The sequence below is a fragment of the Roseibium hamelinense genome, assembly GCF_007830545.1.
GTDB lineage: Bacteria > Pseudomonadota > Alphaproteobacteria > Rhizobiales > Stappiaceae > Roseibium > Roseibium hamelinense.
The window spans coordinates 932,094-954,367 of record NZ_VLLF01000001.1; the positions used below are offsets into that span (position 1 = coordinate 932,094).

Here is a 22,274-nt window from a genome sequence, read left to right on the forward strand (position 1 = left end):
CTGATCGAATGGACCGCTCACGGCATGGATCCCGCATCAAGTGCGGGATGACGCCTGAGGGTGTGGGGGACGATGCCTCTCCTGGCCGTTCCGGGAACGAGAGGACAACCGACCATATCCGGCGCGAGGAATGTTGATTGGGGAAAGGCGAAAGCTTCCCTCCAGCCGTCATCCCCGCCTTGTGCGGGGATCCATTCCGTTTCTTCGCCCCACGCAGGGCTGATTGAATGGACCGCTCACGGCATGGATCCCGCATCAAGTGCGGGATGACAGCGGAGCGTGTGGCGGGCCTTCAGTTTTGATTTGCTCCGCCCTGAGCCTGAAACAAATCCTTCGACCTCTCCCCGCGCTCCGTCATCCTCGGGCTTGACCCGAGGATCCAGTCCGTTTCCTCGCCCCACGCAGGGCTGATCGAATGGACCACTCACGGCATGGATCCCGCATCAAGTGCGGGATGACTGCGGAGCGTGTGGTGGGCAGTCGGAGGGTTGATTGCGCCTTCTTTTTTTGATCGCGTGGCGGAAGACAAAACCGGCACAACGCCGCTTAATTTCAGATCGATCTGTACGGCGGAAGGTCCGTGAGGGGAACTGCAGGTTTCGGCCCTCAGCGGACATTTATCACAAATCCCGATTGTAACAGTACCAGTCTTTAGTGCTGTAATTCGGCAGTTTTTGCAGCCAGTTGGCCATGCGTTAGGCTAGTCGACGTCGACTTGCTTGAAAGCTTGTTGTTTTTCATGTGCGACGCTTGCAAGCAAGCACTACCATATGTTGTGATAAACTGTTTCCGATTCACTATCTGGATGCATAACCATGCAAACCAAACTGCATATAAATCTGACGCAAGGCATTATTGACGTCGAAGGCGATGTCGACTTCGTCAAAGCTGTTTATAAGGATTTCAAGGACCATATTGCAGCACAAAGTCCGGTTGCTTCTTCGCCGCCGGAAAATTCCGCGGCACTTTCCGCAGGCGCTGGCGGTGAGACACCACCAAAGCGCAAGCGCCGTATGACTTCGCGTACTGCGACTGAAACCAAGACGTTGAGTATAAGCGCGGATTCACCCACGAGGGATAAGAATCTGGACACACCCAAGATTCAACCGTTCTATGACCAGTACGCCCCTGGCAGCGCACCGGAGAAAATTCTGATCTTCCTGAAGTTCTTGATCGATAAGTTGGGCATCGCAAAGCCCAATACCGATCAGGTCTATACGTGTTTTCTTGATGTTCGAGAAAAGCCGCCACAAGCTTTTGCGCAGGCTTTCCGGGACACTTCCAGCAAGAAGGGCTTCATCGATTTCAAATCATCGGAAGACATAACGATAACAACAAAAGGCAACAACCACTTCGAATTCGACCTCAAGCGGAAAAACGTTGAATGACGGATGCGGTCAATCGGTTTTACAACTCGATTAAGAGTGCAAATGTCCAATCGCAAGCATCGCTTATTGAGATGTTTGTCTACTTCCTGACCGTTGAACTAGATCGGAACGTAGCGACCGCAAGAGAGGTTGATCAGTGCTTCACCGATTGTGATTTGACACCTCCGAGAGCCACAGCTTCACGGTTATCTGAAGGCCTAAAAACCAAGCCGCAGAAGTATGTGAAAACAGGTGATGGCTACAAACTGCAGCGCCATATGCGCGAAGCGCTGTCCAAGAAACTCGGCGCTGAAACGACAACCTCTCAGACCAGTGCCACTCTGCGTTCGCTGGAGCATAGAATGCCTGCAGGGGGCGCAAAGCAGTTCTTAGCAGAAACGCTGGATTGTTTTGAAGTCGGGGCGAACCGAGCGACCATTATCATGGCCTGGATATTGGCCGTGAACCATCTGTTTGATTTCATCCTCAAACACAAATTAGCCGAATTCAATACCGCTCTTGCCAAGAACACCGACAAGCGGGTGAAAGTTAGTGCCATCACGCAGCGCGATGATTTTAGCGACATCCCAGAAGGAAAGTTCATTGAGTTCTGCCGGGGCGGCAAAATTATTTCGAACGATGTGCGCAAAATTCTGGATCAGAAACTCGATACTAGAAACTCTTGCGCACATCCGTCCGGCGTAAAAGTCAACCGCACGAAGGTCATTGATTTTGTTGAAGACTTGGTTGAAAATGTTGTTCTGAAGTACAAAATATGAGCGCCAGAAAAGGCGGGGTTCACAGGGCGCCCAAAAAATCTCAATCCACTCCATATCTGGTACCTGCTGCGCAACCTTAATGTCAGCTTCACGAATGTCAGCCTGACAATGGTACGTCGCAGCGAAAGCCCGCTCCCCGCACTTATCTGTTTTTCGTGTAACTGCAAAGACTGACGGCTTCGCGCAATTGGATCCAAAGCTTCGTACCTTCGATTAAGAGTCGCGAATCCGTCCGTCTCCTCCCTCCCCAACAAATCCCTTGTCCGGCCCCCACCAAAAATGCCAATTAAGGCCCTGAAAAACTAAAAGGACATCTCGATGTTTCACGGCAAGGTGCTGGTTGCGCAGGGGGGCGGGCCGACCGCGGTGATCAATCAATCCATGGTCGGGGCGGTGCTGGAAAGCCGCAAGTTCCGCAGCGTGGAGCTGATTTATGGCGCGGTCCACGGCGTGCGCGGCATCCTGGACGAGGATTTTTACGACCTCACCCAGGAGACCACCCACAATCTGGAGATGGTCGCCAACACCCCGTCCTCCGCGCTCGGCTCGACCCGCGACAAGCCCGACCTGAAATACTGCCAGGAGATCTTCAAGGTCCTGCGCGCCCATGAGATCGGCTATTTCTTTTATACCGGCGGCAACGATTCCTCCGACACCGTGCGCATCGTCAACGATGAGGCCCGCAAGGCCGGTTATGATCTGCGCTGCATCCACATCCCGAAAACCATCGACAATGACCTGGTTGAGAACGACCACACGCCGGGCTTTCCGTCTGCTGCGCGCTATGTCTCCCAGGCGTTCATGGGCATCAATCTCGACAATGCCGCCCTGCCGGGCATCTATATCGGGGTGGTTATGGGCCGCCATGCGGGCTTTCTCACCGCCGCTTCCGCCTTGGGCAAGAAGTTCTCCGACGACGGGCCGCATCTCATCTATATGCCCGAGCGCACCTTCGACATCGATCAGTTCATTCAGGACGTGCGCGAGGTTTACAACCGCCTTGGCCGCTGCGTCGTTGCGGTCAGCGAGGGCATTCATGATGCGTCCGGCGAGCCGATCATCTCCAAGCTGTCCCAAGAGGTCGAACGGGACGCGCACGGCAATGTGCAACTGTCGGGCAGCGGCGCACTCGCCGATCTTTTGACGCAGAAGGTCAAGGACGCGCTGAATGTGACGCGGGTCCGGGGCGACACGCTCGGCTATATCCAGCGCAGTTTTGTCGGCTGTGTCTCCGATGTCGACCAGCATGAAGCCCGCGAAGTCGGCGAGAAGGCGGTGCAATACGGCATGTTCGGCGACCGCGACGGCTCGGTGACGATCAAGCGCACCGGGCACTATTCGGTTGACTATGAGCTGGTGCCGCTGGAAGCCGTGGCCGGAAAAACCCGCACCATGCCCGATGCGTTCATCTCCGCCTCCGGCAATGATGTCACCGACGCCTTCCGGATGTACTTGCGCCCGCTTCTGGGCTCCGGCATGCCCGACGCCCACCGCCTGCGCCCCAACAAGGTGCCGAAAATCCTGGCGGCCGGGTCTTAAGACCGGGCCAGCCCCTGCCCTGTGATCCGCTCTGCCTTGCGGGGGAGATGACTACGGGAGGAGACAGGCGCTGGATAGACGCGGGTCAACCCGGTCGGCCGGTCCCGTTTTGGCAAGACTTCGCCCTCCGCTCCGTCATCCCATGGCCTGACCATGGGATCCATTCCGTTCCGCTGCCACACAGCACGCCCGCGCTTGGGGCACAATCGCGGGATGGATCCCCGGTCGAGCCGGGGATGACGCCCGGAGGAGGTGGCGGGCTTCAACTGTTCCCGGCGGCTTGGGGACACGCATGCCCCGGTAAGCTTCAAGAGCCATGCGGTATTTACGCCCAGATGACCCTACTCCGCAGCTTGTGCGGGGCCGTAGCCCAGCTGGGTGTTGAGCTTGGCGATGAGGTCGATGGCCGCTTCCGCGATGACCGTGCCGGGGGGAAAGATGGCGGCGGCGCCGGCGGCGAGCAGCTCGTCATAATCCTGCGGCGGGACAACGCCGCCGACGACGATCATGATGTCTTCGCGGCCCTCGTCCGCCAGCGCCTTTTTCAAGGCAGGCACCAGCGTCAAATGCCCGGCGGCGAGTGACGAGACGCCGACCACATGGACATCGTTTTCAACCGCCTGGCGGGCGGCCTCGTCCGGGGTCTGGAACAGAGGGCCGATATCGACGTCAAAGCCGAGATCCGCAAAGGCCGAGGCGATCACCTTCTGGCCGCGGTCGTGCCCGTCCTGGCCCATCTTGGCGACCAGAATACGCGGCCGCCGTCCGTCATTGTCCTCGAAGGCTTCCACGAGGCCTTGAACCTTTTCCATGGTGCCGGACATGGCGCCCGCCTCCCGCTTGTAGACGCCGGAAATCGACTTGATTTCGGCTTTGTGCCGGTCGAACACCTTCTCCATCGCCATGGAGATCTCGCCGACGGTGGCCATCGCCCGCGCCGCCTTGACCGACAGGTCCAGAAGGTTGCCCTCGCCGCTCTTGGCACAGGCGGTCAGCGCCTCAAGCGCGGCCTGGGTCTCCGCCTCGTTGCGCTCGGCGCGCAGGCGCTCCAGCTTGGCGATCTGGGCGGCGCGCACTTCTGCGTTGTCGACCTTCAAAACGTCGATCGGCTCTTCCCGGTCGGGCTTGAACTTGTTGACGCCGACAACGGTCTGGCGGCCGGAATCGATGCGGGCCTGGGTCTTGGCGGCCGCTTCCTCGATCCTGAGCTTGGGGATGCCCTTTTCGATTGCCTTGGCCATGCCGCCCAGCTCCTCGACCTCACGGATGTGGGCCATGGCCTTGGCGGCAAGATCCGCTGTCAGCTTTTCGACATAGAACGAGCCGCCCCACGGGTCGATCACCTTGGTGGTGCCGCTTTCCTGCTGCAGGAACAGCTGGGTGTTGCGGGCGATGCGGGCGGAGAAATCCGTCGGCAGGGCCAGCGCCTCGTCCAGCGCATTGGTGTGCAGCGACTGGGTGTGGCCTTGGGTTGCGGCCATCGCCTCCACGCAGGTGCGAATGACGTTGTTGAAGACGTCCTGCGCCGTCAGCGACCAGCCCGAGGTCTGCGAATGGGTTCTGAGCGACAGGGACTTGGGGTTCTTGGGCTCGAAATTCTCCTTCATCAGGGTCGCCCAGATCAGCCGCGCGGCGCGCAGTTTGGCAACCTCCATGAAGAAGTTCATGCCGATGGCCCAGAAGAAGGACAAGCGCGGGGCGAAGCGGTCGATATCCATCCCGGCGGCAACGCCGGCGCGGGCATATTCGATGCCGTCGGCGATGGTGTAGGCCAGCTCCAGATCCGCCGTCGCGCCCGCCTCCTGCATGTGATAGCCGGAAATCGAGATCGAATTGAAGCGCGGCATGTTCTCGGAGGTGAAGCTGAAGATGTCCGAGATGATCCGCATCGAGTGTTTGGGCGGATAGATGTAGGTGTTGCGGACCATGAACTCCTTCAAGATGTCGTTCTGAATGGTGCCAGACAGGTCCTTGTGCGCCACGCCCTGCTCTTCCGCGGCGACGATATACAGCGCCAGCACGGGCAGCACGGCGCCGTTCATGGTCATCGACACGCTCATCTTGTCGAGCGGGATGCCGGAAAACAGCGTGCGCATGTCATAGATTGAATCGATCGCGACACCGGCCATGCCGACATCGCCGGCAACGCGCGGGTGGTCGCTGTCATAGCCCCGGTGGGTGGCCAGATCGAAAGCGACCGACAGGCCCTTTTGTCCCGCAGCCAGGTTGCGCCGGTAAAACGCGTTGGAGGCTTCGGCGGTCGAAAAGCCCGCATATTGGCGCACGGTCCAGGGCTGCTGGACATACATGGTCGGATAGGGCCCGCGCAGGAACGGGGCAAGGCCGGGGTAGGTGTCGAGATGCGTGAGATTGGCAAGGTCGGCATTGGTTGCGACCGCGGCGACCGGAATGTCTTCCGGCGTGAGCCACGGCTCTGCCGCGGGCGCTTCGGCGCGGCCCAGCACATCCTTGAACGCAATGGTCGAAAAATCGGGAATCCGGCTCATTGGGTCACCTCCGCATCTGCGCTGCGGGCGATCAGGTCATCCGGGCCGGTCAGTCCCAAATGCGCATGCGCCCGCTGCAGCATGTCGAGAATATCGGCGCCAGCATACACGAATTCATCGACGCCTGCCTGCCGCAAACTGTCCTCCAGCGCGCCGGGCCGCCCGGCAAGATAAAGCGTTGCGGCCCCGGCTGCCTTCAGCGCCCGGGCAGCGTCCGCGCCTTGTTCGTCATATACGGTGTCGGAAGAGACAAGACAGGCGATCTGAGTGCCTGAAGCCTTGAACGCCTGAACGACCTGTTCCAGCGCGTCCAGCGCCTCGCCGCCCTTGGCCTCCAGCCCTCCGGCTGCAAACACGTTCGCGGTCCAGGTGGCGCGGGCTGTGAATTCCGCCAGGCGGCCCAAACAGGCCAGGAACACGGCCGGACGGTGGCCGGAGGACAAGGCGGTGGCATCGGCCGCATCGCGCAACACCTCAAAGCCTTCTGCGTCGCGGTGCAAATCAAGTTGCGGCACCGTCAGCGCCACGGTCCCCGGCGAGGGCACATCGACAACGTCGGCCGCGGCCACACCTTCGGACAACGCCGCGCACATGGCCTTGAAGCGCTCGCCGCGGCCCGGTGTCGGCATGTCCTGCGGGTTGCCGATGACGGCGACGTCCTCCACCGCGCCGTCCAGCGTGGACACCGGCTTTTCATTCAGGTCCGGAAACTCGCTGACGCCGGTCACGGGCCGTTTGCGCCTGGCAATGTCCTGTCTGCGGCTGGCAGCGGTGTTGGTGATTTCGGTCTGGATCAGTCCTTGCTGGATCGCCTTGGAAAACCCGCCCGCCTGTTCGATCCGCTGCAGCAGGGCCCATGCGGCCCCGCAATAGGCCTCGGTGCGGGCCTCGATCGCGCCGGAGCCCGCAGACGGGTCGGCAACCCGGTACAAATTGCTTTCCTCCAGAAGGATGGCCTGCGTGTTGCGCGCAAGGCGGCGGGCGAAGCTGTCCGGCAAGCCAAGCGCCTTGGTGTGCGGCAGCACGGTCACAGTGTCGGCTCCGCCAACACCGGCGGCAAATGTGGCAACCGCGTTGCGCAACAGGTTCACCCAAGGGTCGCGCCGGCTCTGCATGCGTACCGATGTCTGCATGTGCAGCCGCATCGGCGCTAGCGGCATGTCGCAGCCGTCCAGCACGGCAGCCCATAGCCGGCGGGCTGCGCGCGCCTTGGCGATGGTGCCGATTTGGTCGGCATCAGCCACCAGCGTGAATGAAATGCGCGAGGGCCAGCTGTCCGGCGCTGTGCCGCTGGCTTCAAAGGTCCGCATGTAGGCCAGCGCGCTGGCCATGGCACAGGCAAGCTCCTGGCCAGCGGACGCGCCGCCGTCGTGCCAAATCCGCCCATCGGCCTCGACCAGCCGCGCCGGACAACCCATTTCGTCAAGCGCGGCCAGCGTGTCGTTGATGCGCGCGTCGACAATCTCCAGCGGAATGCGGAACCGTCCGCGCATGGCCAGCCAGCCATAGTGGTCAAACCCGGCCGACAAATCGATTGACGACAGATCCGCCCCCTTCTTGTTCAGGTAGGTCATCAAAAGCGCCAGCATCGCGATGCTCTCGTGCCCGGCGGAAAACCGCAGCCGGATCAAATCGGTCATGACACCGTCGAGCAGGGTTTCCATGGAGCCCAGCGTTTCGAGCCGGATGCCGAACCCGTGCGCCATGGCCGAACCGGAGGAGACGAGCTCCAATCCGCTTGCCCCGCCTTGAAGATCCTCCAGTATTTGCCGGTTTGCGGCCGCCGGATCGGGCAGATCGATGCGCTGAATAATATCCCAGGGAGTGCCGGCCGTGCGTCCGGCGCGGGCAACAGCCGTTTCGCGGCGCTGGTAAAGCGGCTCGACCACCGTGCCGTCCTCGGTGTGTGAGGTCAGCCGTTCGCGGCCCGCCCCTTTGAGCGCCTGATCGACCGCCTGCCACCAGGCCGCTTCGTCTGCGCTCAAGAACTCGGATGGAATCGAAAAACCAAGTGCGTGTGTCATGACAATCTCCCGCGCAAGTTCTAGTCCGCCCGGCCAAGGTCTGGCAACTCAGCCGAAGGATTAAGGCCGCTACGCCTGGTCTCTCCCAATCCTGACGGCTGATCGCTTTTACATGGCGATAACTTGCAGGACGTCACTTAATACAAGTTGTATTCATATCTTCCGCCTTCACAAAATCTCTACAAACCCTCAGTGAAGACATCACAACAATGAGCAGGGGTTAAATAGCAAAGTTTATGGCGTAATATGTCAAGCCACGCTAATTTCCCTATTGGTATAGTCGTCATTTATATTGTAACTTATGCAAACTGCCGTTTGGGAAATTTAACACCCTTACATCGCAGAGGACAAAGCTCTTGCTTGGTCTAACGGGGGGACGAAAAAGCAGTCAAATAACAAAATCCCATCAGCGATGCGGCGCGAAGAACTCGCAAGATAGCGAAGTCGCGGCGGACGAAACAATCGATGATTGTAACAAAAATGGATGTGCACAATGCTTGATCAGTCTGAACTCAAAAACAAACTCAGAGCAATCTCCGAGGCAAATGCTGCGCACCATGTGCTCGACATTCTGGAGTCGAATTTGCGGCGCATGGGGGCGACCCACATTCTGGTGACCGGCCTGCCAATGCCGAACCGCCCGATCGACAGCCTCGTTCACCGTTTTCGCTGGCCTGACCAGCGCAATGACGGAATAGAGAGCACATCTCTTTCCGCGAATGACAGCGCTCTCATGCTCGGTCTTGCCTCCAACCGTGCGACGGTTTGGACAATCAGCGCCGGCGATATGGAGCATTCCGACCTGATGGCCGCAGCAGGCGAAGGCACCAAGGTGGTCATCGTGCCGGTGACAGAACTGCATCCATTTCAAGCGTTCGTGTTTGCCAGCGGCCCGTCTTTGCAAGCCTCAAAGTGGGAGCTGGCAGGACTTGAAGTTCTCGCAGCAGCCGCATTTTCACGCCTGCGCGATCTCGGCGTTGTCTCTGGTCAGCGCCCGGGCGCCCTGTCGACCCGCGAACGCAAAGTCTTGGAACTGACCGCATTCGGCAAGACCGCCGGCGAAATCGCAGACCTTCTCGACATTTCGCAGCGGACCGTCCATGCGCATCTGCAAAACGCAAGCGTCAAGCTCAACGCTTCCAACAAAACCCATACGGTGGTGGAAGCCCTGCGTTACGGACAGATCTCAGTCTAACAGCACGCCCCATACGACCAAATAGAATAAGAAACGCCGGCTCATGTGCCGGCGTTTCCGTGTTCCATGGTGCTTTGGCGGGCTGCGTTCCGGCCCTCCGTGGCCGACTCAATAGGTCATCATCGGCGGCAGTTCCTTGGCCTGCTCGACCCACTTGACCACCTGGGCTTCGCCCGGCACCTGGCGAACCAGCTTTTTGTCCGCGTTTATCTCGGCCATTTTTGCCGCAAGGTTGACTGCATTGCGGTTGCGCAATTCCTTCACGGTGTCCACCCCGGCCGCCTCCAGGAGTTCGGAATACTCTTCGCCAACGCCGCTGATGCGCATCAGATCGGACATGTTCGCCCATTTGAGGATACGGCTGGCATCAATACCGGTCTCGCTCGCCAGAGCCTTGCGGCCGGCCGGGTCTTTGGCGCGTTCAAGATAAGCTTCCGTTGTCTTGATACCCGCAGCCTGAAGCTTCTCAGCGTAAGCTGGCCCAATTCCCTCAATTTCGATAATTGAATAAGACATTCCCCGATAAACTCCCGTTGGGTCACGACCTATTCCATTTGCGGCAGTTAAAGGATCTGACTCAAGCCCGGTATTTTACCCACAACGGCATCGACAGTTTCATCCCCAGCTTTTTCTTTGGCGGCAGCAACAAGCTCTTTGGCAACGGTTTGGACCTCGTTCATGTCAAGACCGGCAGAGGTCAGCTCGTTCAGAGCGGCCATCGCGCCCATGCCGTTACCCATGCTGCCGCCCATCATGCCGGCGAGACCGCCCAGCAAACCGCCACTCTTGCCTTCCGCCTCTTTTGCCGCAACCAGCTCGCTGGAACCGGGCAAAGCGTCGAAAATCTGCTGCATATGCTGTTCATCGCCCGCAGAGTTCAAAAACTTCAAAATGATAGCAATCGCTTCGCGCGCCTTGTCCGCGTCAATACCCGCGGCAGTGGCGACACGGCTGATGAGCTCGTCCATTCCATTCTCCATATCCGGATAGGCCAAAAGTCGCTTGGGCCCAAAATTCCCGACAGGCTATACACGGGATGACGGCAGGACGTCGACGGGAAGGATTGCAGCAGATAGATTTTTCATGGGACGGGTGTTCAAAACGGAAATGGATCGGGGGCAAGGTGACGAAAGAGACTGGAATTTTTATCGGCGGCAGCGTTCGTAAGGAATATCTGACACTGAAACTTGCCAACCGGCACGGCCTGATCACGGGCGCCACCGGAACCGGGAAAACCGTATCCCTGCAAATCCTCGCCGAAGGCTTCTCGCAAGCCGGAGTGCCGGTGTTCTGCGCGGACATCAAAGGAGACCTGTCTGGCCTTAGCATGGCCGGGACGTCCAAGGATTTTCTTGAAAAACGTGCGCAGGACATCGGATTTTCCGACCGCTACACCTATGAGGCGTTTCCAGCGGCATTCTGGGACGTTTTCGGCGAACAAGGCCATCCCGTGCGCACGACGATTTCGGAAATCGGCCCTTTGCTGCTCAGCCAGCTTCTGGAACTCAACGACACACAGGAAGGCGTGCTCAATGTCGCCTTTGAACTTGCCGATGATGAGGGCCTGCTGCTGCTGGATCTGAAAGACCTGCGCGCGATCCTGGCCCATGTGGCGGACCGGGCAAGCGAGCTGTCAAAGCTTTATGGCAATGTGTCCAAAGCGTCCGTAGGCGCGATCCAGCGGCGCTTGCTTGTGCTGGAGCGTCAGGGCGGTGAGCACTTTTTCGGAGAACCGGCACTGGATCTGCGTGATTTCCTACGCGTGAGCCCGACCGGCCGCGGTGTGATCAACATTCTCGCCGCAGACAAGCTGATGACCTCTCCAAAGCTTTACGCCGTGTTCCTGCTCTGGATGCTGTCTGAGCTGTTTGAGGAGCTTCCGGAAGTCGGAGATCCGGACAAGCCGAAGCTCGTGTTCTTTTTCGACGAGGCGCACCTTCTGTTCAATGACGCCCCGAAGGCCCTCATCGATAAGGTGGAACAGGTGGTTCGGCTGATCCGCTCCAAGGGCGTTGGTGTCTATTTCGTCACCCAAAACCCGCTCGACGTGCCCGAAACCGTTCTTGCCCAACTTGGCAACCGCGTACAGCACGCCTTGCGCGCTTTCACACCACGCGATCAAAAGGCTGTGCGCGCCGCCGCAGAAACCTTCCGACCGAACCCGGATCTGGATACCGAACAGGTGATTACCGAACTTGGTGTTGGAGAAGCGCTCGTCTCAACCCTTGAAGGCAAGGGCATTCCGTCGATCGTCCAGCGCACCTTGATCCGCCCGCCCTCCTCGCGCCTTGGCCCGATTACCAAGGCGGAACGGCGAACCCTGATCCAGTCCGGTCCCTGCTTTGGCCTCTACGAACGCTCCAAGGACCGGATTTCGGCCTATGAAATGCTGCAGCAACGGGCGTCAGACGCTCTGCGCCAGGAGGACAAGCGGCGGGACAAGGAATGGCAGGCGGCCGAAAAACACGGCGAACCGCGGCGCACGCGCTCTGGGTTCCAGTTGCCCGATTTCGGCCGTGACGACCGGCCCCGGCAGGAAAGCGTGAAGCGAAAGGCCACCCGCCGGCGGAATCGGGACACCGCTTTGGAAGCCGGCCTGAAATCCGCCGCCCGCAGTGTGGGCACGTCTCTTGGCCGGGCTCTTGTGCGCGGATTGCTCGGCTCTCTCAAGCGCGGCTTTTAGGACGGCGATAAAGTGACCACCAGACCGAATGAGCTTCAACGGACCGAGCGTCGCGCACTGTTAATCGGCAAGTGGTCAAACCTGTTCATGGCCTTTGCCGGAGTGACGGCTGCGCTGTTGTCACGCTCCGATGCCATGCTGGTCGACGGGCTGTATTCGCTGGTCAATTTCCTGTCCGCCATTGCCGCCACCCGGATCGGTGCGCGGGTTGGTGCCCCGGCAACGCGCTCGCGGCCCTGGGGTCATGACTTCGACGAGGCGCTCTACGTCACCTTCCGCAGCCTGATCCTGATAGGCGTTCTGGTGTTTGCGCTGATCCTGTCCGGCATCAAGATTTTCACGTTCTTTACCGGTGGCACCGTTCCCGAGCTCGTGTTCGGACCGATCGCGGTATATGCCGTGGTCATAGTGGTGATTTGCGTGGCCCTGGCGATCAATTACCAGATTGCCTACCGGCGCAGCGGCAAACGCAGCGCGATCCTGAAAACGGAATCGCGGGCGGCGATGATTGACGGCGCACTCAGTCTCGGGTCGGGCGCCGTCTTGTTGTCGCTGCCCTATCTCCAACAGACCCCGCTCGCGCCTTATGTGCCGATCGGCGATGCGGTGCTCGTGATCGTTCTGGTGCTGCTGATCATCTGGCAGCCGCTCGGCTCGTTCCGGACAACGCTCGCCGACCTTGCTGGTGTCAGCGCGCCCAGCAAGACTGTATCGGCGGTTGCCCGTGCCTCCCGCGCACTTGCCCGCGAAAAGGGTTTCAAATTTCATCGCGCCGCCGTGTTGCAGGCCGGCCGGATGCATTTTGCCGGGGTGTATATCGACCCGCAGCGCCCGGTCGAAGCCCGTGAGATCGATACCTTTCAAGAGACTCTTGCCGCCCGGCTGGAAGACCTGATCGGCCCGACCCGCGTGGAGGTGGTGATGACGGCAAAAACCGGCCCGCTTCCACCCGATCCGCGCGAGTAACGCGGAATTTGTCCAAAATCGGTTTGCGGTCGGCGCGCGGTTGTGGCCTTTTAGGGGCATTCGAAAAGGCGGGACCCCCGCGTTCAATCTAGTCAGTTTTCAAGGATACCCCATGAGCACCATCGACCAGGTTCTCGCTCAGATCGATTCCGATCTCGACAACAGTCTCAACCGCCTGTTCGACTTTTTGAAGATCAAGAGCATTTCCGCAGATCCGGCCTATATTGACGACTGCCGCAACGCTGCCAATTGGCTGGCCAGGGAACTTAGTGAAATCGGTATTGAGTCCAGTGTGCGCGACACCACCGGACAGCCCATGGTCGTCGGCCATCGCAAGACCGGCAAGCCGGGGCCGCATGTGCTGTTTTATGGCCATTATGACGTCCAGCCGGTCGATCCCCTGGATCTTTGGGACACCGACCCGTTCGAGCCCAGGATTGTGACCCGCGAGGACGGTTCCAAGATCATCGTCGCCCGCGGCTCTGCCGACGACAAGGGCCAGCTGATGACCTTTGTCGAGGCAGCACGCGCATACATGGCTGTTCAGGGAGACCTTCCGCTGGATGTCACCGTCTTTTTCGAAGGCGAAGAAGAATCCGGCTCACCGTCCCTCGAACCGTTCCTGGAAGCCAACAAGAACGAGTTGAGCTGCGATCTGGCGCTCGTCTGCGACACCGGCATGTGGGACGAAAACACACCGGCGATTTCCGTGATGCTGCGCGGCCTGGTTGGCGAGGAAATCACCATCAAGGCGGCAAACCGCGATCTGCATTCCGGACACTATGGCGGCTCGGCCACGAACCCGAACCACATCATCGCAAAGATCATCGCCGACATGCGCGATGACACGGGCAAGATCACACTGGACGGCTTTTACGACGGCGTGATCGACGTGCCGGAAGATGTCATGAAGATGTGGGACACGCTCGGCTTTTCCACCGATGTCTTCCTGGGTGACATCGGCCTGTCCGTGCCATGCGGCGAACAGGACCGCACGCCTTTGGAGCACATCTGGACCCGTCCGACCGCCGAGGTCAACGGCATGTGGGGCGGCTATCTTGGTGCCGGGTCAAAAACCGTCATCCCGGCGGAGGCCCATGCCAAATTCACCTTCCGGCTTGTTGGTGATCAGGACCCGGAAAAAATCGTCGAGGCTTTCCGCGCGCATGTCAGGGCCCGGATTCCCGAGGACTGCTCGGTGGAATTCACCTCGCACGGCGCCAGCCCGGCGCTGCGACTGGATTTCAACATGCCCTCGCTCGCCAAGGGCAAGAAGGCGCTCCAGGATGAATGGGGCACGGAAGCGGCACTCATCGGTATGGGCGGATCCATTCCGGTGGTTGGCGACTTCAAGCGCAGCTTGAACATGGACACGATGCTGATCGGGTTCGGCCTTGAAGACGACAGCATTCATTCGCCCAACGAGAAATACAACCTGAAAAGCTTCCACAAAGGCATCCGCTCCTGGGCGCGTGTGCTGGACGAGCTCGCGCAAGGTTGAGCCGTTAAAGGGGCCGGGTAAAACCGGCCTCTTACCGGGCCGCCATTCATTGTTGAGCAAACGAGGACTTTATGAAATCCGTATGCGTTTTTTGCGGGTCCAGCCTGGGTGCTGTTCCCGAGTATCGCGACTTGGCCGTTGCAACAGGTCAGGCCATTGCAAAAGCCGGCATCACCCTGGTCTATGGCGGTGCACGGGTCGGCCTGATGGGCGCTGTGGCCGATGGTGCGCTCCAGCATGGCGGCACTGTGGTCGGCGTTCTGCCCCGGCACCTCCAGGAAAAGGAAATCGCGCACGAAAGCCTTAGCGAGCTGCACATTGTCGGCTCGATGCATGAGCGCAAGGCGATGATGGAACAGCTTTCTGACGCGTTCATCGCCCTCCCGGGCGGCGTTGGCACCCTTGAGGAAGTGTTCGAGATCTGGACCTGGGGCCAGCTCGGCCTGCACAAAAAACCGTGCGGGCTGTTGAACGCGTTGAATTTTTATGACGGGCTGATCGGTTTTCTGGATCATCAGACCCGCGAGGGCTTCATGAAGCAGGTCATGCGCAACATGATGCAGGTGGCCGATACGCCAGACGGGCTCTTGGAAAAATTCCGCAGCTACCAGCCCCCCTCAACGCCGAAATGGATCAAGCCTGACCAGACCTGAGGTCTGGGCCAGATTGCGCACGGGCTCCACGCCGGAACACGATCAGGCAAGAACCGTATCAATGGCATCCGACAGGCCGGCAAGTGTGTCATCAATGCGCCGTGCTTCGGCGGCCGCCAGATCGCCTTGCTTTGTGAAAACACCGTCAAGACCATCGAAGCAAGAGCGATCGGCTGTGGAGATGACCGCGTCTTCACCCTCTGTCAGATCACGGCCGCCGAGCCCGGCCCCAAGCTTCTCGAACATCCTGTCAAGTGCATCATCGATGCATCAAAGACGACGCCCTTGTACATTGCTCAGCTCTTGGCCGTAGATATCCGTAAAGACGTCCAAGAAATCGTCCTCGGCCTGGGCCACGTCGTCACGGACGTCATCAGCTGCCGCCCCGGTCAGCCTGCTGCCGGCATAAGTCCCCAAGAACTCCTCGATCGTGCCCGCATCCGCTCCCGGCGCTGACGTCTCTTCCGTCCGGGTACTGTTCAGAAGCGCATTGACGCGCTATCCGAAACCAATGCCACCGTTTGCCATGGCTGCCCCTGCCGCAGCCCCCCTTCCATTGGCGATCACTTTCGCAAATTCATGGGAATCAGCTGTTAACACCCAGCCTTGCGTGCAGATGGTTCCTGGAAAACAGCGCAGCAGGACCACCAAAAGCGCGCAACCTATCCGGTCATACAGATATTTTTCTGATTTTTATTTTCCAATTGCTTCTTCAAATTACCTCTATTTCAAACAATTTTGAGCATTATACATCCACATTATAAGGTCATTACATAAATTTAATATTAAAAACTACAAATAGTTGTATTTTATATTTACACACTAAAATAAGGGTTAAAACGTTGAGCAATACCCGATTTACAACAAACTTTTGCGGATCCGGCGGTCTAAACTACGATAAATCGCGTAATAATCGCGCAAGAGCAGAGGTAATTAGAAAAAGAGACAATAACCTGGACCTTCCCAGCAATGTTTCCGGTCATATTTCCACATTCATGAACTCTCTCAACCAAAGTAAAGCAAAAGGTACATGTAAATCTTTCAAGACAGGTTTCAACGCGACCAACAGTCTGCTTCGAAATGAAAAACTGTTCCTGAGCACAATATGCAACGGAACATCAACCAACCTGGACATTAACAATGCGGTCGCCCGCTTAAACACCGATTACTATCTCAACAACGCACTCTCTCACAATCAGATAACTCGCTTCGAGGGTTCCCTTAAAAATTCTCTCAAGGACGCCCATATCCCGCCCGCGGCGCAGGACCATCTTGTTCGGCGCTCATTTGATCCGATTAACGGCGTCCCTGACTGCGTTATCGAGTCAATCATTGAGAACCCGCATACCGAAATGTCAACGCTTGAGACTGCAAGACGCCACCCCAATCAAAACATCCAGACCCTTGCCAATGCGGTGATAGCCCAGCGGACTTCGCTGACCTGTACGATCTTGTAGCCTCGCCGCGAACCTGGTCTGCGTGAACAGCAATTTGTTTGTCCGCGTGCACGGATAGCCAACCTGTGCGCACAGCATGGTCCCGAAAGCTCTCAGTGGGCTCCACCCGCTGAGGCTGGGGATGTTCGACTGAGTTTGCCCCAACGGCAACTGAAACTCCTCTGGTTTGGAAATCCGTATCCGGCCGCAACCGGACGATGACGCAGGCGCGCACCAGGAGACGGACAGAGTGCATCACTCGGCATTGCACGCCGTCCGGGACGGTACTCATGGCGCGGCCCTGCCACAAACAGCCTCGATGGCAGCAAGAACACAACAAACCAATGCTGTGCCCGTGACCTCCCAATCGAGAAATGAAGATAAAATGGGTTGAGGCGTTTCGGCCGCATCCCCATAGTGAATGTAAGGGAAATGCCTCCCTTGCCGTTAGCGCGCTTGCCGCTAGCGGTTGCCGGAGCAAAGGGCCCGCTTTGCGCAGCCTTCTTGATGGGGACTTGCCTTCTCCCATGCCAATTTATTTCCATGCAGGAGCTCGGGCTGAGCCCCCTGACCGCATTCGGTGGGAAACAGACCCGCCCTCCAGCCCGACTTTGCATTCGCCCTGTCCGGGTGGTATGTCCCGCCAACGCTGATTTGATCAACCGATCAAAATCCATTGCCCCCCTGTGTTTCGGAGTTTTTCCCTGAATGCGTCCGCTGCTGGTTCCGATCCTGTGTGCCGTTTCTTTTTTTGCCGCGGCCTGCTCTCCCACCTTCGATGATCAGGAACCGCTCGGCTTTGCCCGCACCTCGGATGTGACACTGGTGCAAATCACGGAAGACAGCGTTGGCGGGATCACAAAAGACATGAGCTATTCGAATAGTTCCGTGGAAGCCGCCCTGCCCGGCTTTACCGCCGACGGGATTCAGACAGCCGTGGAAGACACGACCGAGTGGGCGATCGCGGCCTTTAACTCGGATGGCTTTCAGGTGCTTCAGGTGTTCAAGGGCAAGGACGGCAAGGTCCGAACAGTCCATGGTGTGACCCACCATTTGCAAGGTCCGAACGGCGAGCGGATCGGCATGACGTTTTCCGAAGTCGGCACGCGGCGCGGCGACTGCCGTGTCGGACGCAATCTGTGGCGCGGCATGGCGATCTGCAAGGCAAAGGGCGCGCGCAATGTCGAACTCGTCTATGCGATACCGCAGTATGACGGGCCATTCGACCAACTGCCACCGAACGAGGAACTGCGCGGCGCAATGATCCAGCGCATCTTGTGGACGCCAGAAGCCTGACGTTTCGACGAGACGCCGGGTTTCCGGCGCCTCTGACATTTCAACCGCCTAGCCCTGGACCTCAAAGGCGTCTTCGGTCAAAAGCGCTGTCCCATCCGGCTGCAGCACCCATAGTTCCTTGGTGATGACACCATGCGCCTTGTTCATGCGCCAGCCGGACTTCAGAAGGACGGTGCGGTCGTCCAACACGGTCATTTCAGGGTCGATATACTCAACATCGCTGTAGCCCTGATCGATTATCTGCTGCCAGAAGCCTTCAATGGCCTCCCGCCCGAAAAAAGTGCCGAACGGTTCCGCGGTCATTGTCGCGTCAACCGCGTACGCCTTCGCACATCCGGCGGCATCGCCGCGATTGAAGGCGGCTTTCCAATTCGAACTTGATGTGCGCGCTGCAGCCAAAACGGTTTCCATGTCGGTCATCGGGTCTCTCCGTGGTTCAAGGTGTTTGTTTTCGATGGCCAAGACGTAACAAGCCGAAACGGATTTGCCCGGTGGCGGAATTGACATTAATCATGCATATTCCGACAAATGCAGACAATGTTGACGATCAAGCTGATTTCGCGGGGCGACCCGCGCCGGTCCGTCCACTACGGATTGACGGACCTGTTTCATACAGCCAGCGAACAGGCGGCCCTGCTCGCTTTGCCCGGTGTGCAGACTGTCAGCATGGGCAGCGCGCAAGTCCCGGCCGCATTGCTGGTTCTGCCGCCGGAGCCGGGCTCGCCAGAGCGGATAAGCCCGGGTGCCCTTGGCGAGGCGGTCACAGGGGCACATGGCAAAGGAGCAATTACCGGGTCGATTTGCATGGGGGCTTTCGATCTTGCGTCTACCGGGCTGTTGGACGGGCGGCGCGCCACAACGCACTGGACGGCGGAACAAAGCTTCAAGTCACAGTTTCCAAGGGTGAAGCTGGATTGCAGCCAAATGCTGGTGGATGACGGTGATATCGTTACCGCTGGCGGCATGATGGCCTGGACCGACCTCGGCCTTCATCTTGTTGAGCGGTTTTTGGGGCCTGCGGTGATGCTGAACACCGCCCGCCTTCTGCTGGCAGACCCAGGTGGACGCGAACAGCGCTTTTACGCCACGTTTCACGCCAATCTCGGTCATGGGGATGCACCCATCCTGTCTGTTCAACATGCGCTGCATGCCGCGCCACAGCACAAGTGGAAGGTGGCTGCCATGGCAACCATCGCCAAGCTTGGCGAGCGCACGTTCTTGCGCCGTTTCAAGGCCGCCACAGGCGAGAACCCGATCCGCTATCTCCAGCTTTTGCGGATCACCCGGGCACGGGAGCGGCTGGAAAGCACGACTGACACCGTGTCCCAGATCGGCTGGGATCTGGGCTATTCAGACATCAATGCCTTCCGGAAGGTGTTTTTGGAGCTGGTTGGGCTGACACCCTCCGAGTACCGCAGGCGGTTTTCGCCGCGCGCAAGGCGTCTCACCGGGTGATCAGATATTGGCCGGGCCATCCACCGGCACTGCGCCGACATCGCGCCAGATATGCCGCTGTCGGAGATGTTTTTCCATGGCGTCCGAAACTGTCATGAAAAATGCCAGCTCCCGCTCCTTGATCAGCGGCAGGGATTTTACGTCCAATCCATTCCACGGCAGGAACGGATTCCGGCGCATGTGCCAATGCATTTCCACGCGGGTCGTCGGTTTGTCGGACGGGGTTCGTCCGTGAAACCCGAATGTATCGGCAACAACAAGCGTATTCGCCTTGACCGCCATGCGTTTGGCCGGCGGCAGACCAAGCGCCTCCAGCTCATTCTGGCGGATCCGGAATGAACCGCTGGCATGGTGCGAACGCGGATCCTTGCTGGCGGTAAGCGAGCATTGGTACTCCCACTCCAGCCGTTCGCTTGTCAGCTTGTGCGAGCCGGGCACATAGCAGAACGGGCCATCCTCCTCGCCCACGTCATGCAGAAACAGCCAGGCTTTCGAAGTTGCATGGAACGTGTCGGCATGAAGGTCGGTCTGCGGGTCTTTTGCGTCGATAGAGGGCTCGGCAATAACGGTTTGCAAAAACCCGAGCGGCTGGCCTCCGCGCGAAGAGGCGTAGCGGATTTGCGCCATCACGTCCTTGTTGCGGAAGCAGGCCGCAAGCGCGGGATTGTCTTGAAGGACGGTCGGCGGCAGCGGCGTCATGCGCGTGACCGTCTGGCCCTGGCGCATTTCGCGCGCCTGAAACGGCTTGCCGTAGACTTCGCGTTTCAGGGCCTCGAACTCGGCATCGGATAGAAAATTCTCGGTCAGAAAGTAGCCATTCTCATCGAAATGGGCCTGTGCCTCGTCGCTGATGCGGCTGCCAAGGCGTTTCCGCCGCCAAGCCGCCATGCCGGCCGCCAGCGACACGCGCTGACGGTGCAGTCCGTTTTTGTTCAGCCATTCATTGCCCAGGATCGGGTTCTTGCGCGGCGACTTGTCCGTGCCTGCCACACCCAGCACCCACAAGGGCGATTTCAAAATCGATGTAAAATTCATGGTTCGAAACGGCTCGCCTGTCTTTTTTGCTCGTGTTTGAGCGAAACGGGCGCAGTCTAGTCCTGACACGCCTCAAGGCCAACCATTTACCTAGCCTTGCCCGCGTGACGCGCGCCGATTCCTTCTGTATGCCTAGAACCATGACCACTGCTACCTTACCGCGCAAAGACGATCCCGCAGACCTTGCCGAAGGCATTCGCGCCGGCAACCGGGCCGCTCTTGCGCGAGCGATCACGCTGGTGGAAAGCCGAAAGGCGGAGCACCGCGACAAAGCACGCCGCCTGATCCAGGAGCTTCTGCCTCTCACAGGCACCGCGCAGCGGATCGGCATCACCGGCGTTCCAGGCGTCGGCAAGTCGACCACCATCGACACATTCGGCTCCAACCTTACGGATGAGGGGCACAAGGTGGCGGTGCTCGCGGTCGACCCGTCCTCGACACGCACCGGCGGTTCGATCCTCGGCGACAAGACCCGCATGGCCCGTCTTGCCGTGGACCGCAATGCTTTTATCCGCCCATCGCCATCTGCCGGAACGCTTGGCGGCGTGGCGGAAAAAACACGCGAGACCATGCTGTTATGCGAGGCGGCCGGTTTCGATGTGATTTTGGTGGAAACGGTCGGCATTGGCCAGTCCGAGACCACCGTTGCCAACATGGTCGATTTCTTTCTCGTCTTGATGCTGCCGGGAGCAGGTGACGAGTTGCAGGGCATCAAAAAAGGCGTTTTGGAGATCGCCGACATGATCGCCGTAAACAAGGCCGATGGTGAGGGTGCCATGCGAGCGCAGTCGGCCGCGTCCGACTACCGCGCCGCGCTGCACATTCTGGCTCCGAAATCGCCCAACTGGACGCCGCCGGTAGTCACCATCTCCGGGCTGGCCAATGAAGGGCTGGACACCGTGTGGCAGCAGATCGGCCTGCACAAGGAGCGCATGAGCGCCAGTGGCGAATGGCAGAGCCGGCGCTCCGAACAGCAGGTCGCCTGGATGTATGACCTGTTGCAACAGCGCATGATGGAAGCTTTGAAAAAGGGCCCCAGAACCGCCGGGCGCCTGAAAGACCTGGAACACGACGTGCGCGCAGGCAGGACCGCGGTTTCCGTCGCGGTTGAAGAACTGGCCGATCTTGTGGGAGTGTAGCTGCGCATGAGCGCTCAGAAAACCTTGCTTGTCACCGGTTTTACCCCGTTTCCGGGGATGCCGGTGAACCCTACTGCTTTGTTTATACGCCGGTTTCCGCGCATCATCGGGTTTAACATCCGCAATGTGCGCCTGCACTATGCCGTGCTGCCTGCCACTTGGCGCGGGCGGCAGGCAGTCACCCAGCCGCTGATCGACCGGCTCGGTCCGGACGCGGTGATCCATTTCGGAGCCGATGGCAAACGCTCCGGGATCAACATTGAGACACTGGCGGTCAACAGGGCCAACCAGGTCCGCTGCGACGCCGAGGGCCGGCTGCCCGGCACGGCTTATCTGGCGCAGCCTGCTGAGCGCGCACGGCGCGCCACTCTGGCGCCGAAACGGCTGCGGGACGCGGCAGCACGCACCGGGGCTGCGGTCAGCCTTTCGACAGATGCCGGCGACTATCTGTGCAACGCCACCCTATGGGACACGCTCGGCCGTGAGCTGCCCGCGGTGTTCGTCCATGTGCCGCGGCTGAACCGGGGGCGGTATGACAGGCGGCCGGATTATCCGCTGCTTGAACGTGCGGCCAGGGCCGTTGTGTGCGAGGCGGCCCAGACCCTCCGCTGACCGACCTATTCCATTGATAAAAATTACACTATTGTCTTCAACAGCCACTCACCAGAAAGTGGTTTGAGCGGATCAGATACCGGTTCC

21 protein-coding genes are annotated in these 22,274 nt (G+C 59.2%); 13 read left to right on the forward strand and 8 right to left on the reverse strand.

Annotated features, from left to right (window positions below):
* Positions 1-815 precede the first annotated feature (815 nt).
* The 3 genes from JM93_RS04360 to JM93_RS04370 all read left to right on the forward strand — a co-directional run bounded on the left by JM93_RS04360 (position 816) and on the right by JM93_RS04370 (position 3,685).
* The gene (locus JM93_RS04360) at positions 816-1,388 is read left to right on the forward strand and encodes a hypothetical protein (RefSeq protein ID WP_145340803.1); all 573 of its coding nucleotides are present in this window, start codon (positions 816-818) and stop codon (positions 1,386-1,388) included.
* Positions 1,385-2,146 carry a hypothetical protein gene (locus JM93_RS21925; RefSeq protein WP_208994920.1) on the forward strand — a complete coding sequence of 254 codons (762 nt, stop codon included), beginning with the start codon at positions 1,385-1,387 and terminating at the stop codon, positions 2,144-2,146. Before JM93_RS04360 ends, JM93_RS21925 begins: the two co-directional genes overlap by 4 nt.
* Positions 2,147-2,464: 318 nt before the next feature.
* Positions 2,465-3,685 (forward strand): 6-phosphofructokinase, encoded by a 1,221-nt coding sequence (locus tag JM93_RS04370; protein ID WP_145340804.1) that lies wholly within the window; start codon positions 2,465-2,467, stop codon positions 3,683-3,685.
* Positions 3,686-4,026: 341 nt separating this feature from the next.
* On the opposite strand, the gene scpA is transcribed toward JM93_RS04370, so the two are convergent.
* Complete coding sequence (gene scpA, locus JM93_RS04375) at positions 4,027-6,192, reverse strand: methylmalonyl-CoA mutase (RefSeq protein ID WP_145340805.1); 2,166 nt, start codon at positions 6,190-6,192, stop codon at positions 4,027-4,029.
* On the reverse strand, positions 6,189-8,216 hold the full coding sequence (locus tag JM93_RS04380; RefSeq protein ID WP_145340806.1) for a methylmalonyl-CoA mutase family protein: 2,028 nt from the start codon (positions 8,214-8,216) through the stop codon (positions 6,189-6,191). Before JM93_RS04380 ends, scpA begins: the two co-directional genes overlap by 4 nt.
* A gap of 493 nt (positions 8,217-8,709) precedes the next feature.
* Between JM93_RS04380 and JM93_RS22080 the strand changes: the two genes are divergently transcribed.
* Positions 8,710-9,411: a helix-turn-helix transcriptional regulator gene (locus tag JM93_RS22080; RefSeq protein WP_145340807.1), complete on the forward strand. Its 702-nt coding sequence runs from the start codon at positions 8,710-8,712 to the stop codon at positions 9,409-9,411.
* 108 nt (positions 9,412-9,519) lie between these two features.
* On the opposite strand, the gene JM93_RS04390 is transcribed toward JM93_RS22080, so the two are convergent.
* Together JM93_RS04390 and JM93_RS04395 are read right to left on the reverse strand one after the other, a co-directional pair.
* Positions 9,520-9,927 (reverse strand): DUF4332 domain-containing protein, encoded by a 408-nt coding sequence (locus tag JM93_RS04390; RefSeq protein WP_145340808.1) that lies wholly within the window; start codon positions 9,925-9,927, stop codon positions 9,520-9,522.
* Positions 9,928-9,974: 47 nt separating this feature from the next.
* A complete protein-coding gene (locus tag JM93_RS04395) occupies positions 9,975-10,379 on the reverse strand; it encodes a DUF2267 domain-containing protein (protein WP_145340809.1) in 405 nt (134 codons plus the stop codon).
* A gap of 155 nt (positions 10,380-10,534) precedes the next feature.
* On the opposite strand from JM93_RS04395, the gene JM93_RS04400 reads away from it, so the two are divergent.
* From JM93_RS04400 to JM93_RS04415, 4 genes are all read left to right on the forward strand, one after another.
* Positions 10,535-12,094, forward strand: coding sequence for a helicase HerA-like domain-containing protein (locus tag JM93_RS04400; RefSeq protein ID WP_244300749.1), 1,560 nt, complete (start codon positions 10,535-10,537; stop codon positions 12,092-12,094).
* A gap of 12 nt (positions 12,095-12,106) precedes the next feature.
* Positions 12,107-13,060, forward strand: coding sequence for a cation efflux transmembrane domain-containing protein (locus JM93_RS04405; protein ID WP_208994922.1), 954 nt, complete (start codon positions 12,107-12,109; stop codon positions 13,058-13,060).
* A gap of 112 nt (positions 13,061-13,172) precedes the next feature.
* On the forward strand, positions 13,173-14,561 hold the full coding sequence (locus JM93_RS04410) for a dipeptidase (RefSeq protein WP_145340811.1): 1,389 nt from the start codon (positions 13,173-13,175) through the stop codon (positions 14,559-14,561).
* A 71-nt stretch (positions 14,562-14,632) separates the two neighbouring features.
* Positions 14,633-15,214, forward strand: coding sequence for an LOG family protein (locus JM93_RS04415; RefSeq protein WP_145340812.1), 582 nt, complete (start codon positions 14,633-14,635; stop codon positions 15,212-15,214).
* Positions 15,215-15,256: 42 nt separating this feature from the next.
* Here JM93_RS04415 and JM93_RS04420 read toward each other — a convergent pair whose 3' ends face one another.
* The gene (locus JM93_RS04420) at positions 15,257-15,460 is read right to left on the reverse strand and encodes a hypothetical protein (RefSeq protein WP_145340813.1); all 204 of its coding nucleotides are present in this window, start codon (positions 15,458-15,460) and stop codon (positions 15,257-15,259) included.
* A 24-nt stretch (positions 15,461-15,484) separates the two neighbouring features.
* The gene (locus JM93_RS21665; protein ID WP_155197437.1) at positions 15,485-15,631 is read right to left on the reverse strand and encodes a hypothetical protein; all 147 of its coding nucleotides are present in this window, start codon (positions 15,629-15,631) and stop codon (positions 15,485-15,487) included.
* 425 nt (positions 15,632-16,056) lie between these two features.
* On the opposite strand from JM93_RS21665, the gene JM93_RS04425 reads away from it, so the two are divergent.
* Together JM93_RS04425 and JM93_RS04430 are read left to right on the forward strand one after the other, a co-directional pair.
* The gene (locus JM93_RS04425) at positions 16,057-16,671 is read left to right on the forward strand and encodes a hypothetical protein (RefSeq protein WP_145340814.1); all 615 of its coding nucleotides are present in this window, start codon (positions 16,057-16,059) and stop codon (positions 16,669-16,671) included.
* 687 nt (positions 16,672-17,358) lie between these two features.
* Positions 17,359-17,946, forward strand: coding sequence for a DUF1131 family protein (locus JM93_RS04430; RefSeq protein WP_145340815.1), 588 nt, complete (start codon positions 17,359-17,361; stop codon positions 17,944-17,946).
* A gap of 48 nt (positions 17,947-17,994) precedes the next feature.
* Here the strand turns inward: JM93_RS04430 and JM93_RS04435 are convergent, their stop codons facing one another.
* Positions 17,995-18,366, reverse strand: a complete 372-nt coding sequence (locus JM93_RS04435) for a YybH family protein (RefSeq protein WP_196220706.1) — start codon at positions 18,364-18,366, stop codon at positions 17,995-17,997.
* Positions 18,367-18,474: 108 nt separating this feature from the next.
* Here JM93_RS04435 and JM93_RS04440 point away from each other — a divergent pair, with 108 nt between their 5' ends.
* Positions 18,475-19,401, forward strand: coding sequence for a GlxA family transcriptional regulator (locus JM93_RS04440; protein WP_145340816.1), 927 nt, complete (start codon positions 18,475-18,477; stop codon positions 19,399-19,401).
* Here the strand turns inward: JM93_RS04440 and JM93_RS04445 are convergent, their stop codons facing one another.
* Positions 19,402-20,436 carry a phytanoyl-CoA dioxygenase family protein gene (locus tag JM93_RS04445; RefSeq protein WP_145340817.1) on the reverse strand — a complete coding sequence of 345 codons (1,035 nt, stop codon included), beginning with the start codon at positions 20,434-20,436 and terminating at the stop codon, positions 19,402-19,404.
* A gap of 140 nt (positions 20,437-20,576) precedes the next feature.
* On the opposite strand from JM93_RS04445, the gene meaB reads away from it, so the two are divergent.
* Together meaB and JM93_RS04455 are read left to right on the forward strand one after the other, a co-directional pair.
* Positions 20,577-21,575 (forward strand): methylmalonyl Co-A mutase-associated GTPase MeaB, encoded by a 999-nt coding sequence (gene meaB / locus JM93_RS04450; protein ID WP_145340818.1) that lies wholly within the window; start codon positions 20,577-20,579, stop codon positions 21,573-21,575.
* Between the two features lie 6 nt (positions 21,576-21,581).
* Positions 21,582-22,187 (forward strand): pyroglutamyl-peptidase I, encoded by a 606-nt coding sequence (locus JM93_RS04455; protein ID WP_208994924.1) that lies wholly within the window; start codon positions 21,582-21,584, stop codon positions 22,185-22,187.
* The last annotated feature ends 87 nt before the right edge of the window (positions 22,188-22,274 follow it).

Excerpts from the sequence above, each read along its gene's own strand:
- JM93_RS04445 (WP_145340817.1), bottom strand. The coding sequence starts at position 20,436 with ATGAATTTTACATCGATTTTGAAATCGCCCTTGTGGGTGCTGGGTGTG.
- JM93_RS22080 (WP_145340807.1), top strand. The coding sequence starts at position 8,710 with ATGCTTGATCAGTCTGAACTCAAAAACAAACTCAGAGCAATCTCCGAG.
- JM93_RS04390 (WP_145340808.1), bottom strand. The coding sequence starts at position 9,927 with ATGTCTTATTCAATTATCGAAATTGAGGGAATTGGGCCAGCTTACGCT.
- scpA (WP_145340805.1), bottom strand. The coding sequence starts at position 6,192 with ATGAGCCGGATTCCCGATTTTTCGACCATTGCGTTCAAGGATGTGCTG.
- JM93_RS04360 (WP_145340803.1), top strand. The coding sequence starts at position 816 with ATGCAAACCAAACTGCATATAAATCTGACGCAAGGCATTATTGACGTC.
- JM93_RS04370 (WP_145340804.1), top strand. The coding sequence starts at position 2,465 with ATGTTTCACGGCAAGGTGCTGGTTGCGCAGGGGGGCGGGCCGACCGCG.
- JM93_RS04410 (WP_145340811.1), top strand. The coding sequence starts at position 13,173 with ATGAGCACCATCGACCAGGTTCTCGCTCAGATCGATTCCGATCTCGAC.
- JM93_RS04440 (WP_145340816.1), top strand. The coding sequence starts at position 18,475 with ATGCAGACAATGTTGACGATCAAGCTGATTTCGCGGGGCGACCCGCGC.
- meaB (WP_145340818.1), top strand. The coding sequence starts at position 20,577 with ATGACCACTGCTACCTTACCGCGCAAAGACGATCCCGCAGACCTTGCC.
- JM93_RS04420 (WP_145340813.1), bottom strand. The coding sequence starts at position 15,460 with ATGTTCGAGAAGCTTGGGGCCGGGCTCGGCGGCCGTGATCTGACAGAG.
- JM93_RS21925 (WP_208994920.1), top strand. The coding sequence starts at position 1,385 with ATGACGGATGCGGTCAATCGGTTTTACAACTCGATTAAGAGTGCAAAT.
- JM93_RS04395 (WP_145340809.1), bottom strand. The coding sequence starts at position 10,379 with ATGGACGAGCTCATCAGCCGTGTCGCCACTGCCGCGGGTATTGACGCG.
- JM93_RS04435 (WP_196220706.1), bottom strand. The coding sequence starts at position 18,366 with ATGACCGACATGGAAACCGTTTTGGCTGCAGCGCGCACATCAAGTTCG.
- JM93_RS04455 (WP_208994924.1), top strand. The coding sequence starts at position 21,582 with ATGAGCGCTCAGAAAACCTTGCTTGTCACCGGTTTTACCCCGTTTCCG.
- JM93_RS04430 (WP_145340815.1), top strand. The coding sequence starts at position 17,359 with ATGCGTCCGCTGCTGGTTCCGATCCTGTGTGCCGTTTCTTTTTTTGCC.
- JM93_RS04415 (WP_145340812.1), top strand. The coding sequence starts at position 14,633 with ATGAAATCCGTATGCGTTTTTTGCGGGTCCAGCCTGGGTGCTGTTCCC.
- JM93_RS04380 (WP_145340806.1), bottom strand. The coding sequence starts at position 8,216 with ATGACACACGCACTTGGTTTTTCGATTCCATCCGAGTTCTTGAGCGCA.